Origin of the sequence: Pseudomonas sp. 57B-090624, from assembly GCF_003234055.1 — a bacterium.
In the GTDB taxonomy this organism is placed as follows: domain Bacteria; phylum Pseudomonadota; class Gammaproteobacteria; order Pseudomonadales; family Pseudomonadaceae; genus Metapseudomonas; species Metapseudomonas tohonis.
In genome coordinates, this window is the sequence record NZ_QKRU01000112.1 from 1 (window position 1) to 13,257 (window position 13,257).

Consider the following 13,257-nt stretch of genomic DNA (forward strand, 5'->3'; position numbering starts at 1 on the left):
TCAAACCTGAGCAAGGACGCTCAGTGAAACGCCGGAAGGCAACTTGAAGTGGCTTGCAGCCACTTCGACAGCAGGCACATCCGACCGGCTGGCTGCCGCTAAAGCTACTTTTTCAACAGAATCGGCCGATAGCAGCCGTCTGTGAAAGACCGCTTCGGCCACAAGCGGAGGGTGCCATGAGCGCCTCCCGTAACAGCTTCATCGTCAGGTCAGTAGAGTGGCTTTTCCGAATTTGCCAAAGCCGACATCGATGCGCTGCCCCCAGCTCGCCCAGTAGAGGCCTGTCCAACTGCCGGTGGCAATCAGGTCGCCGGCACGCAAAGGCGTATTTTGCTCGGCAGCGTGTCGGGCCAGCCAGGGCAACGAGGCCAGTGGATCGACGAAGGGATGCGAGCCGGTGGCTGCGAGCTGTTTGTGACCATTTACCTCCAACACAACCGGTTGCCGTGTCCATTCGGGGAGATCAACTAGCAGGAAAGGCTCACCCAGAATTAGCGCGCGGTTGAGCTGCTGGTCGGCTAACCGCAGCAGAGGATCGACCCTGGCGTCTTCCTCCAGGCGGGTGTCGCACAGCTCGATTGCTGGCAGCCAAGCGTCGATGGCAGCACGAATCTCAACTATGTCCGGCGTATCTGACAGGTCCCGTCCCAGCCGGATCGCCAGTTCGCCTTCGATCCCGAGTCCCACAGCATAACGCGCAGGGACCTGCCACCCCGATGGATGGATCGAGTTGCTCGGTATGGCGGCGCAGCTGACCAGTCCGCCCGGCGCGCCGCCGAGTTTCCAAGCACATGGGCGGGTGCCCTCGAACCAGCCAAGACTTTCAGTGACCAGCCGTTGTACGGCATAGGCAGCATTCGCGTCCGGCAGCGAGAGCCCTGACACAGGCTGCCGCCGGCCGCTGTGCCAGCTGTCGATCAGTCGATCGGCCACGGACTTGATCAGCGTCTCGCTCACAGCGGAATCTCCGTCTGGCGGCGACGTGGCTTGGCCGGGTCTGGCCGAGCACAGGGTAGGAACTGACCACGGCCCGCATCGCCGCACGGCTGTTCGCCATCCCACACGACATCGCCACGCGATAGCGTCATTGCTGGCCAGGCGCTGAGGTGCATGCCTTCATAGGGGGTGTAATCGACATTGTGGTGAAGGCGATTGTTGTCCAGGTGGAAGGTTTGATCTTCGTCCCAGATCACCAGGTCTGCGTCCGAACCGATGGCGATGCTGCCCTTGCGCGGGTACAAGCCATAGAGCTTGGCGGCATTGGTCGAGGTCAGCGCTACGAAGCTCTGGGGAGTGATCCGCCCGGTGCGTACGCCTTCGGACCAAAGCAGGGCCATGCGCGTTTCGATACCGGGAATGCCGTTAGCGACTTTGTCGAAGGACACCTGTTCGCCGTGTGCTTTCTTGCCGTCCGGGCCATCGTAGCGGAAGGGTGCGTGATCCGAGGAGAACACCTCGAATGAACCATTTTCCAACCCGTCCCATATGACCTGTTGATTGGCCTTGTCTCGCGGCGGCGGGCTGCAGATACACTTGGCGCCCTCGAAGCTGTCGTCGCAACCCATCGAGTCGGCGGTCAGAAACAGGTACTGCGGGCAAGTTTCGGCGTACACCTTGAGGCCGTTGCTTTGCGCCCAGCGAATCTGCTCGACAGCTTCTCGCCCGGAAACGTGGACGATCAGTATTGGCACGTCGACCAGCTCAGCCAGGGCAATGGCGCGGTGTGTCGCCTCACGTTCTACCAGCATCGGTCGCGAGGTCGCGTGGTAGCGCGGCGCGGTGTGGCCGGCGGCGAGCAGGCGCTCGGTGAGCCAGGCGATGCAGTCGGCGTTCTCCGCATGCAACATGACCATCGCACCTTCGCTGCGGGCGACCGACAGGGTATCCAGAATCTCGCGGTCGCTGAGTTTCAGGGCGTCGTAGGTCATATAGATCTTGAAAGAGGTATAACCCTCAGCGATCAGCGCCGGTAACTCGTCGCGCAGGATTTCCGGCGTCGGGTCGGTAACGATCATGTGGAAGGCATAGTCGATCACCGGCTTCTGACCGGCGCGGCGGTGGTAGTCCTCCACGGCGGCGCGCAGGCTCTTGCTTTTTTGCTGACAGGCAAACGGGATCACCGTAGTGGTGCCGCCGCAGGCTGCGGAGACTGTGCCGCTGAGAAAGTCGTCAGCCATGATCGAACCGTCTCCGGTCGGCTGGTCCAGGTGCACATGGCTGTCGATTCCACCTGGCGTCACGTGTCGGCCTTTGGCGTCGATTTCCTTGAGGCCAGTCGGCAGGTCAATTCCCAGCGCAGCAATGCGCCCGTCGCGAATGCCAATGTCGCTAGTAAAAATATCTGCCGCGGTGACTACGCGGGCATTGCGGATAACTGTGTCGAATGTATTCATTCAAGTCTCTGAAATAGTGACCGGCCCGCCGGCAATGGCCCGAGGAAACTGCGATCCGCAGACTGCGGAACAAAGTTTTTCCCATGCGCCGTTGCGCCATGAAGCCGCCAGGAGCTGCCGCACGGTGCCAGTCATTTACTGATATGGATTCAAAGCATCACATCGCCACCATTTGGTGACAGTGTCTGGCCGGCATAGAACGCGCCCGCTGCAGACGCCAGCAGGAGGGCGGTTGGGGCTATTTCGGCTACATGCCCGAAGCGTCCGATTGGCAATTGCGCCTTCTTGGCCTCAAGCCATTCCTTGCTGTGGTTGCGCAGGAGTTCGGTGTCTACCGGGCCCGGGGCAATGGCGTTCACCATCACGTTGTATGGCGCCCCTTCATAGGCGAGCGCTCGCGTGAAGCCCACGACCCCAGCTTTAGCCGCGCAATAGTGGGCAAGGCCGGGGGCGCCTTTATAGGCCAATTGAGACGCGACGTTGATGATGCGGCCATAGTTGCGTGAAACCATCGCTCCGAAGAAGGCTTTGGTGACTAACATGGTTCCGCGGAGGTTCACTCCAACGATTCGGTCCCAATCGCTGTCGTCTGTCATCGAGAACGGGCGGTCGCCGCCACCCAGACCTGCCGAGTTGACGACGATATCCACGCTGCCCATGCGCTCCTGCGCCCATTCGGCGAAGGCCGCTACCGCTGCGGGATGCGATACATCGCATTCGGTGGAATGAAGCTCAAGCCCCCTGGTTTTCAGCCGATCTTTGAAGCTTTCAGCATTGTCGTGGTCATCGAGATGGCAGATCGCAACCTCCGCGCCGTGCTCCAGGAACAGTTCCGCTATCGCACCGCCAATACCTCGGCTACCACCGGTCACAACGGCCTTGCGGCCCGTCAGATCAAATACGTTAGTCATGATGCATCCTTAGTTGTGAGGTGCGGGATGAACGCTCATCCAATGCTTGGCAATATCAATGCGCCGCGTGATCCAGACGTCGGGGAAGGTCGAGACATAGTCGAGGAAGCGCTCGAGCGCTGCTGCTCGGGCTGGGTGGCCCACAAGTCTGAGATGAAGGCCGACAGACATCATCTTGGGTTGCGTCCGGCCTTCTTTGTAGAGCATGTCGAAGGCATCCTTGAGGAAGGAAAACCATTGATCTCCGGTACTGACGCCTGCGGCAAACTGCCCGTCGTTATTGGTCAGGGAGTAGGGAACAACGAGATGCGGCTTTCCGCCGACTTGAGTCCAGAAGGGTAATTCGTCTCCGTAATAATCCGAGTCATAGAGAAAGCCTCCTTCCTCCACGAGCAAACGTCGTGTGTTGGTGCTCGGCGAGTAACGGCAATACCAGCCTTGAGGGCGAGTGCCGATTGTTCGTTCAAGAGAGTCGATAGCGCGGCGGATATGCTCTTTCTCTTCCTCTTCGGATAACCCGTAATGCTTGATCCAACGCCAGCCGTGCGAACAGACATCAAAGCCCGATTCTCTGATGGCTACGCAGGCATCCGGATTTCGCTCTAGGGCGAGCGCACAGCCGAATATCGTTGCCATCATCGAACGCTCCTGGAAAAGCCGCATGACCCTCCAAAAGCCGACGCGACTTCCGTACTCGAATAAACCCTCGGCAGCGAGATCACGGCCCAGAACGCCGGTGTTGAGTCCGCTGCTTTCGGTAAACCAGGTTTCAGTGGAGCTCTCGCCGTCTTGTATCGACGGCTCCGACCCTTCCTCATAATTGAGTACGAAATTCAAAGCGAGGCGTGCTCCGCCAGGCCATTTGGGGTCTGGTGGATTGCGGCCATAGCCGACGAAATCTCTTTCAGAATCGTTCATATGCGCGATACCTGTTTAAGGTTGAGATCGTGGCCGACTTCGCACGGACGAGAGTTTTCATCGTCGAGCATGTGAAGTCGGTGATAGGTAGGTTGCCCGCTGTGCCAGAGATGAATCGTCCGCTCAGGCTTTAAAACGTCTGCGCATTGGATTCGATCTGCGGCCCGGCTTTAGCCTGCGGTTTTTGGGTCATCAGATTCCTTACTCTGAGCCATCTTGATCCAGTTCGCGTAAGCGCGTATGCCTTGCTCAAGAGCAACCCTGGGCTCGTATGCAAGATCTCGCCGCGCAGCTTCAATGCTGAACTTTTCCTGGAGTTCGTCGACTGGATCCGGACCCGGCTGCAACTCGATGTCAGCATCCTTGAACACAGCGCGCACCAACGCTGCGACTTGCTCAAGCGTCGTTCGGGTGTCGCCGGTGATGTTGTATGTCGCCCTTGGCAAGGTGGGGGCGTCGAGTGCGCTCACCAGCCCATCAACCGCATCGTCGACATGGATAAATTGGCGAGGGAAGTCCGAGCCAAAAGGCAGCCTGGTAGGGCGATTTGCTAGCGCATCCTCGATCATGGTGCGGATGACACAGGGAGTGGTCCGGCCAGGTCCGTATACCCAGGAGAGCCGAATGCTCACAGCGGAAAGTCCGTACTGATTGGCATAGGCAGTGGTTATATATTCCGAGGCGACTTTGCTGGCGCCGTAGAGGCTCGCTGGTCTAAGCGCGCTGTCTTCCATAACCGGTGACGATTTGGTAACGCCATAGGCGCTAGTCGAGGAGCAGTAAACGAACCTTCGAGCGTTATGAATGCGCGCAAGCTCAAGCATGTTGGCAGTGCCAACGATGTTCACTTGCACCATTGAGTAGGGCGCATCACGGGCGACCATTGGGCCCGAATAAGCACCGCAGTGCACGACCGAGTCGATGCCATGTTGGGCTATGGCGTGTAGTCCGTGTACGTCACCGAGGTCGCATTCCTGAATCTCGATTCCCTCCTCAGTTACTGAAGAAAACCGGTCGACTGCCAGAACGGAGCGCCCCTGCTCGGATAGGCGGCGCACTAACTGGCGCCCTACAAGGCCAGCCGCACCGGTGACGAGGACGGGTTTGTTCGACGAGAGATCGCGGTTCATAGCTCCTCCGCGGTCTGGAGGCTGCGCGCGTCCACGTCAGGCCGAATTTCGATGGGGAGCTCCGCATTCAGGAGCTTGCGTGTGTACGATTCCCTCGGGTTAGCGAAAATCTGCTCGGTCGGCCCTTGCTCGACGATTTTGCCGTGACGCATTACCGCGACGTAATGCGCCAGTGAGCGAACAGAGTTGAGGTCATGTGTGATGAAAAGGGCGGATAGCCCCATGCGCTTTTGAAGATCGCGCACCAGGTCGATGATCTGGGCTCGTACACGGATGTCCAGAGCGGTTGTCGGCTCATCGAAAATCACAAAATCAGGGTTGACCGCTAACGCTCTGGCGACGCCGACGCGCTTCTGTTCGCCGGCTGTCAGCTCGTGCGGATAAACCTCAGCTTTCGATCTGGCGATGCCGACCAGATCCAGCAATTCCAGCACACGCGTCGCTTTTTGTGAGCGCGTCAAAGGCTCTCCGAGGTTCAGGGGCTCGGCCACGAGATCGCGAACACGCCACCTCGGGTTCAGGGCCACGTAGGGTTCCTGGAAGACCATCTGCATGCGACGGCGTACCGCCCTGAACTGCTTGTCTGAGTAGGTAGACGTTTCGGTACCGTCGAATCGGATTGATCCCGAATCGGGCTGCAACAGGCGAACCAGGCATTGCCCCATGGTCGTCTTGCCCGATCCGCTTTCGCCGACAAGCGCCAGCGTCTCACCACGTCGGATCGAAAGAGACACGTGGTCGACCGCACGAACGACCTCCGATGTCCCCTTGATATGGAATGTCTTCACGAGGTCTGTAACCTCGAGCAACGGTGCTGTATCCACCTCGCTATGCACATGCTTTGTGCTCATGGGAAGAGGCCGGACTTTCGCAGCTTCGAGTAGCTCGCGGCTGTAAGGGTGTTTCGGGCCATCGGTCAGGAATGAGCGAATGCTTTCGAGCTCAAGCAACTGGCCTGACTTCATGATCCCTACGCGATCGCAGTAGCTCGCGACCATGCCGAGATCATGCGTAATCAATACGACAGCCAGCCCGAGCTCGCGGCCTTTTTGCACCAGCAAGTCCAGCACTTGCAGCTGTATGGTTGCGTCCAGGCCGAGTGTTGCATCGTCGGCAAGCAGTATTTTCGGCTGCGCGATCAGCGCCATGGCAATGACTACGCGCTGTGCCATGCCACCCGAGAGTTCGTGTGGGTAGGCATGGGCTCTTCTTTCGGGATTAACAATCCCCACCTGCTCGAACAGACGGATCGACTCGTTCCAGGCTTCGGCTTTACCGATGCCTCGGTGTGCGCGCAGGACTCTGGCGATCTGCTCGCCAACCGTTACTACCGGGTCTAGAAGGGCCTTGGCATTTGTGCCGATGAGCGCGACTTCACCCCCGCGAAACCCTCTTTTCTGCTCATCAGTCATCCTGGAGATTGATTGGCCATTCACCAGGACTTCGCCCTCGGTGATGCGCGCTTCCGCGGGGAGCATATCGATAATGGCTCTGGCCAGCAGAGACTTCCCTGCGCCCGTTTCGCCCACAATGCCCAGGATCTCGCCTTTGCCTAGAGTGAAGCTCACATCACTCAATGCCGGCGGCTTTGCAGGGTTATCAAAGCGGACGGAGAGATTGCGTACGTCCAGCAGCAGTTCCGTGGCGTCCATCATGAAATGCTCCTGTTCTGAGGGTCGAATATTTGCTTCGCAGCGTCTCCAAGCAGCGCGAAAGTCAGTACTGAGAAGACGATGGCAAGACCGGGGAACAAAGCGACCCACCAGATTCCGAGAATCATATGCTGAGCACCATTGCTCACCATGAGCCCCCATTCAGGCGTTGGCATCCGTACCCCGGCGCCGACGAAGGAGAGACCCGCTGTCAGCAAAATGGCCATACCGATGCTGATCGAGATTTGTACAATCGCGGGAGTGAGTGCATTGGGCAGGATGTGTTTGAACATGATCGTCTGGTCTGTCGCGCCACTGCACCGCGCGGCCGCTATAAAGGGGCGGTCACGAAGTGACAAAACCTCTGCGCGAATCAGCCGAGCGAACACCGGTGTGAAAAGAACGGCCAGGACGATGGCAACGTTCCAGATTTCCTGGCCCATAACCGACACCAGAACCATGCCCAGTACGAATACCGGGAATGACTGCACAAAGTCGAATATGCGCATCGCTAAAGAGCTGATCCAGCCCTTGTAGTATCCGATCGCGAGACCAATCGGGACGCCGATAGCGAATGCGATGGCAACGGCCGTTACGCTAATCAGCAGGTTGATGCGAGTAGCGAAAACAACGCGCGAAAAGATATCCATGCCCGACACATCGGTGCCGAACAAATGCTTCAGGGATGGTTCTTGAAGCGCGTTCAGTGGATTTGCATCTACAGGCGAATACGGCGCGATCCAGGGAGCGAACACAATTGCCAAGAACTGCAAAGCGAGCAGTATCAATCCGATCGCCAGGGTTGCCTTGGCCGTTGCTCTGCGTGATCCAGGAAATATTTTCATACTTCAATCCTCGGGTCGGCGATGCCGTAGAGGACATCCACGACCGTGTAAACAATAAGGATGAATGCGGCCGCTACCAGGACGAATCCTTGCAATGCTGGATAGTCACTGTTCATTACAGCGGAGACGGCATACTGCCCAAGGCCGCCCCAGGCGAAGATCGTTTCTACAAGTACAGCGGCGCCTAGCAGGAAGCCGAAGAGGAACCCGACCATCGTAATGATCGGCGGCAGGCTATTGCGCAATGCAATACGAACCAGCTTCCACTCGGATAATCCACTTGCACGTGCGTGCCGGATGTATTCGCTGCGATAGCTGTCTGCAAAGACCATCTGCGTCATTTTCATCAATGCGCCTGCGTTGACGGTGGCCAACGTAAGCACAGGCAGAAACAGCCGACCCACTGCGGAGGCAAACGCCTCGGTGTCGCCTGCTAACAACGTATCTATGGTCAGGAAGCCGGTAACCGGAGGAGGGGCTGAAATTATTGGGTCCAGGCGCCCGAATGGTGCAGGGGCGATGCCGGCTACATAAAAGAGGAAGTAAATGAGCAACAGCCCGACCCAGAAGTCAGGCACTGCACCCGCGGCAAGCCCATATACTTTACTGAACTTGCTAACCAGCCCCTTGGGCTTGATTACAGAAACTACCGCGAGCGAGACGGCGGTAATAATGGTGACGAGCATTGCATAAGTGATCAGCTCAAGCGTCGCTGGAACCCGATCGAGCAGGTCTACCACCACCGGGTTGGAGGTAAACATGGATGTTCCAAGATCACCTTGGATAACCGTGGACAGGTAACTGGTGAACTGCGTCCAGACACTGGCATTCAGCCCGAGTTTTTCCCGCAGACTCTCGATCTGATCGGCAGTGGCCATGTTGCCAAGCATCAGCAGGGCCGGGTCTCCCGGTAATAGTCGGATGAGCAGAAACGTTGCGAGCAGAACGCCGAACATCTGCGGAACGAGTACGCCTATTCTCCCCAGAACGATGCGTAGCGGGCGAGGCAGGGACCTTAGCAACATGCCGAATTTCATAGGGTTTTTCCTTGTAATCGTGCGAAGCGTGGAGGCACACGTTTCTGTGCCCCCTTTGGCCTACTTATTCCTTGTAAAAGTCGTACCAGCTATTGCTGTTTGGTGTGTACCAGCTAAAACCGGCCACGTTGGCTCGCGTCGCAAGTTGATATCCGGGGTTCATCAGGAATATCCAGGGTGCTTGATCCATAACTATCTGCTGGACGCGCTTCATGCCCGTATCACGCTTCGTTTCATCAGTGCTGGACAGTGCATCGTTGATGAGTTGATCAACTTCGTCGCTCTTGAACTTTGAATAATTGATAAGAGAAGCGCTGTTTAGCCAAAGATTTGCGACGTACGCTGCATCCGGAACAATGGCCATATCGCGGTAGAAATACATGGGAATAGTTCCCTTGGAGTATCTTTCTACGAGCGTGGAGGCCGGTAGCTTGACGAGCTCCACATCGACGTTCGCACGGGCAAAGGCAGTTTTAATAATGACGGCTATTTCTTCCTCGATTAGATCTCCGGTGCGGTAACCGAGTTGAGTTTTAAAGCCTGATTCTAGTCCAGCTTCTTTCAGTAAAGTCTTTGCCTTTTCGACGTCCTGTTCATATGTAAAGTACTCGTCGGTGTAGGACGGGTAGATCTCCGAGATAGGGCTTTTGGTCTGGCGTGCCTTGTTGTAATAGACGGCCTTTAAGATGTCTTCGCGTGGTACTAGATAGTTCAGCGCCTGCCGTACCTTGATGTTGTCGAAAGGCGGTGTCGTGTTGTTCATCTCCACGCGATGGATGTAGTTGCCGAACACCTGCCAAATCTTCAACTGGGGGTTCTTTTCCAGCATGGTGAGCTCTCGGGGAGAAAGCCATTCTGCTACGTCGACCGCTCCGGCCTGAAGCGCGGCCAGGCGATTCGCAGAGGTCGGCATCTCGCGGAAAATGACTTTTTCGAGGCGTGGTGCTCCGCGGTAGTAGTTCGGGTTGGCCTCATAAACGACCTCTTGCCCGGAACGAAACTTGGTCACTTGATAGGGAGCGAACGAAGCAGAGTGGGTCGACAGCCAGCTGGAAGCCCAGGGGTCATCCTCAGTGACGTGCTGCTTTACAGCTTCAGCGTCCAGAATACCCAGGTCATTGTTGGCCCAGATCCGTTCGATCAGCGGCGAGGTTCTAGGCACCGTGACCTTGACCGTCATGTCGTCGATCTTTTCGAACGCGTCGTTGTAATTCTGGATGCCGAGGACCTGGCCCATATACCAGCGGAAGTTGGCGTTCATGTTCCAGCCGCGCTCGAACGACCACATGACATCGTCAGCCGTCATCGTGTTGCCTGCTGGGCTCTTAACCCCGTCACGCAGATGAAAGACGATGCTGGTCATGTCATCAGAGACTTCCCAGCTTTCAGCCAAGGCTCCGACGAGCTTGTCAAAGTTCTCGGTCTGAACGCCGTCTATCTCTTTTGGTGCATAGGCCAACAGGCGCTCGTAAATATTCTTTTTGGATTCGTGAGTCGCCTCAGTTGGCGGATATTCCTGGTCGAGCGATTCTGGAGTTCGCGGCCCCGCCACTACCAGAATCGAATTTCTTTCCTGAGCAAGCGCGTTCGGAACTATCGCCATGCTGAAGAGCGAAAAAAACGTAAGGGCAACAGCTGTCGGCCTCTTGAAGACGTGCATCAGTTTATTTTTCATTACGTAGGTCACTTCGCATGTGGTTTGGATTAAGCCTTCGAAAAGCTGGGGGTGCCTTGCAGGTAACGCCTGCGGGACATCGTTGGCTTTCATTGGCGCGTCAAGCCATCGGTAATGGAGGTAGTTGTCGTTTCGGATTGTGGCAAAACACTAAATACCTGTGGCAATCCAAAGCAAGGGCTGTGCCATTGATGTGTCATACCGCTCTTAACAATGTTGCCAACTCGAAATCCTAGCTAAGCCCTTTATAAATGGGCCTTTCTGACCATTTTGGCCGAGTATAAAATCGTTAAAGAGTGCGAAAGCCAGCGCTGATACGCTGCACGCACTTGGTGCGAAACCGCTAATCCGTGATAAGTTTTAGTGCGGGTGTGGACAGTTTCTGAGATTTTGTGACAATCTGCTCCAGCATATGGCACTTATTACTGAGGAATTTTTCGTGCTTAACGAAGGAAGCTCGCCGACAGGCCCTCGCAAAGCTCGTAGCACGGGCCAGATTGTTGGTACTGCAGATAAGCGAGATAGCATTTACGAACGCATCCTTAATGCGGTGATGGAACACCGTTTAATGCCGGGTACTAAATTGGTTGAGGAAAAGCTTGCGCGCGTTTTCGAGGTGAATCGCACACGCGTACGCGAAGTACTGGCGCGACTCGCTTATGAGGGGGTAGTTATTACCATCCCCAACCGTGGGGCTTACGTTGCTAGCCCCTCCGTTGAGGAGGCCAGGCACGTTTTTGAAGCGCGCCGCATTCTTGAGCCCGCTCTGATTCGTACGTTGGTTGCCAAGGCTGACGGCGGTGCATTCAAACGTCTGTATGACCATGTGGCCCTGGAACGGGCCGCCCGTGAGGATGGCGACAAGCGGGCAGTAATTCGCTTATCCGGGGAATTTCATACGCTGATCGCGCAAATGGTTGGTAGTCCGCCATTGATCAGGCTAATGCGTGAACTGGCGTCCCTGACATGCTTGATAATTTTACTCTACGACTCACCCAACGTTCCGGCCTGCCCCAACCATGAGCACTCCGACATCATTGCAGCGATGGAAGAGGGTAATCCCGATAGAGCTATTGCATTGATGCTCAGCCATCTTAATCACGTTGAGGCTACGCTGGATCTTTCGCTTCCCGAGGACTCGGAGGCGGACCTCGAGGCGATCTTCGGCTGAGCTGATCCATCCGAATACTTGTGCGCCAGTTTTCAATTCGACAGCTGCTCGCTGCGCTGCGGTGCGGTGCGGTGCGGTGCGGTGGGATTAACGCCGTTGCTTCGGAACGGTCCAGCGATACCATTTTGAAACTGTTCGTCAGGCTTCAATCACTGCTGGCAATACGGTGCCGCATGCTGCGCTAGTAGCGACAACCGTGCTGCCGCCCGCCGAGCGACCGTCTGGTACGTCCGTGCAAGAGTCCCCGTCGGTTCCGCGATGACAACCGGCACGCCGTCGTCTCTGCGCCCACGCGAATACGCATATCCAGCGGTAATTCACCAAGTAGCTCGCTACCGTACTGGTCGGCCATGCGTTGTGCCCCACCGCTGCCGAAGATGTGCTCTTCATGACCGCACTCGCTGCAGACATGCAGGCTCATGTTCTCGATGATCCCGAGCACCGGCACGTTGCCTTCTCGAACATGCGCAGCCCCTTGCGAGCATCCAACAGCGCCAAGTCCTGCGGCGTAGTAACAATCAGCGCGGCGGATACCGGCATCCGCTGCGCCAGGGTCAGATGGATGTCGCCGGTGCCCGGCGGCAGGTCGACGATGAGGTAGTCGAGATTCTCCCAGCGGGTTTCCTGCAGCAGGCGGGTCAATGCCTGGGTGATCATCGGACCTCGCCAGATGACCGGCGACTCCTCATCGACGAGAAAGCCGATCGACATGCATTGCACACCGTGGCCGATCATGGGTTGCAACTTTCCGTCGCGAGTATCTGGTAGACCGCTAAGACCCAGTAGCCGCGGTTGGCTGGGCCCATAGAGGTCTGCATCGAGCATGCCGACGCGGGCGCCGTCGGCAGCCAGGGCCAGCGCCAGATTGACCGCGGTGGTGGATTTGCCCACGCCGCCCTTGCCCGAGGCGACCGCGATCATGTGTTTGACGCCCGGGAGGGTCTGGCGGGTGATCGAGGCCGCGCTGACAGCCCATTCGATTTCTATCTCCACCGAAGCCGCATTGGTATGGGCCAGAAGCAGAGCCTTCACCGCCCGGCTCAGTGACTCACGGTAGCCTTCTGCCGGAAAGCCCAGCTCGTTATGCAGGTGCAGGTGCAGGTGCGTCCCGTCGCTGCGTAGCTCGCGTATGGCTCCTGCACTGATTAGGTCGCAACCGAGGCAGGGTTCAATCCATTGGGGCAGGGCATGTTCGGCCTGCTGTGTTAAATGGATGCTGAATGTCGCAAAGCGGTGAAGTGTCATGGTGAGCTCCCGTGCGGACGGTGAAGTGTCCTCTCAATCACATTTTTTTAGGAGCGAGGGGGACGCCAAGCCTTTGCTCGCTCGCGAATAAGGCGATAAAGCTTTTCGCGAGCAAGCTCGCTCCTACAACAAAAAATGTGAAGGGCAGCTTTTGGCCGATTCTGTTGAAAAAGTAGCTTTAGCGGCAGCCAGCCGGTCGGATGTGCCTGCTGTCGAAGTGGCTGCAAGCCACTTCAAGTTGCCTTCCGGCGTTTCACTGAGCGTCCTTGCTCAGGTTTGA

At 57.0% G+C, this 13,257-nt stretch carries 10 protein-coding genes and 1 pseudogene; 1 reads left to right on the plus strand and 10 read right to left on the minus strand.

Features of this window, described 5'->3' with window-relative positions:
* Nucleotides 1–204: 204 nt before the first annotated feature.
* The 9 genes from DMX10_RS30300 to DMX10_RS30340 form a co-directional block, all read right to left on the minus strand.
* A complete protein-coding gene (locus tag DMX10_RS30300; RefSeq protein WP_042929873.1) occupies nucleotides 205–957 on the minus strand; it encodes a 2-keto-4-pentenoate hydratase in 753 nt (250 codons plus the stop codon).
* Nucleotides 954–2,393, minus strand: coding sequence for a dihydropyrimidinase (gene hydA, locus DMX10_RS30305; protein WP_042929872.1), 1,440 nt, complete (start codon nucleotides 2,391–2,393; stop codon nucleotides 954–956). The genes DMX10_RS30300 and hydA overlap by 4 nt, the downstream gene beginning before the upstream one ends.
* A gap of 149 nt (nucleotides 2,394–2,542) precedes the next feature.
* Nucleotides 2,543–3,304, minus strand: coding sequence for an SDR family NAD(P)-dependent oxidoreductase (locus DMX10_RS30310; protein WP_042929871.1), 762 nt, complete (start codon nucleotides 3,302–3,304; stop codon nucleotides 2,543–2,545).
* Nucleotides 3,305–3,313: 9 nt separating this feature from the next.
* Nucleotides 3,314–4,222, minus strand: coding sequence for an allantoinase PuuE (locus DMX10_RS30315; RefSeq protein ID WP_042929870.1), 909 nt, complete (start codon nucleotides 4,220–4,222; stop codon nucleotides 3,314–3,316).
* Nucleotides 4,223–4,392: 170 nt separating this feature from the next.
* Nucleotides 4,393–5,352, minus strand: a complete 960-nt coding sequence (locus DMX10_RS30320) for an NAD(P)-dependent oxidoreductase (RefSeq protein WP_042929868.1) — start codon at nucleotides 5,350–5,352, stop codon at nucleotides 4,393–4,395.
* Nucleotides 5,349–7,007, minus strand: coding sequence for an ABC transporter ATP-binding protein (locus DMX10_RS30325; RefSeq protein ID WP_170915843.1), 1,659 nt, complete (start codon nucleotides 7,005–7,007; stop codon nucleotides 5,349–5,351). The genes DMX10_RS30320 and DMX10_RS30325 overlap by 4 nt, the downstream gene beginning before the upstream one ends.
* Complete coding sequence (locus DMX10_RS30330) at nucleotides 7,004–7,849, minus strand: ABC transporter permease (protein WP_051488631.1); 846 nt, start codon at nucleotides 7,847–7,849, stop codon at nucleotides 7,004–7,006. The genes DMX10_RS30325 and DMX10_RS30330 overlap by 4 nt, the downstream gene beginning before the upstream one ends.
* A complete protein-coding gene (locus DMX10_RS30335) occupies nucleotides 7,846–8,886 on the minus strand; it encodes an ABC transporter permease (protein WP_051488630.1) in 1,041 nt (346 codons plus the stop codon). Before DMX10_RS30335 ends, DMX10_RS30330 begins: the two co-directional genes overlap by 4 nt.
* 64 nt (nucleotides 8,887–8,950) lie before the next feature.
* A complete protein-coding gene (locus tag DMX10_RS30340) occupies nucleotides 8,951–10,654 on the minus strand; it encodes an ABC transporter substrate-binding protein (RefSeq protein WP_228480169.1) in 1,704 nt (567 codons plus the stop codon).
* A 346-nt stretch (nucleotides 10,655–11,000) separates the two neighbouring features.
* Here DMX10_RS30340 and DMX10_RS30345 point away from each other — a divergent pair, with 346 nt between their 5' ends.
* A complete protein-coding gene (locus DMX10_RS30345) occupies nucleotides 11,001–11,732 on the plus strand; it encodes a GntR family transcriptional regulator (RefSeq protein ID WP_228480168.1) in 732 nt (243 codons plus the stop codon).
* A gap of 181 nt (nucleotides 11,733–11,913) precedes the next feature.
* Here the strand turns inward: DMX10_RS30345 and DMX10_RS30350 are convergent.
* Nucleotides 11,914–12,977 (minus strand): annotated as a pseudogene (locus tag DMX10_RS30350) (Mrp/NBP35 family ATP-binding protein).
* Between the last annotated feature and the right edge of the window lie 280 nt (nucleotides 12,978–13,257).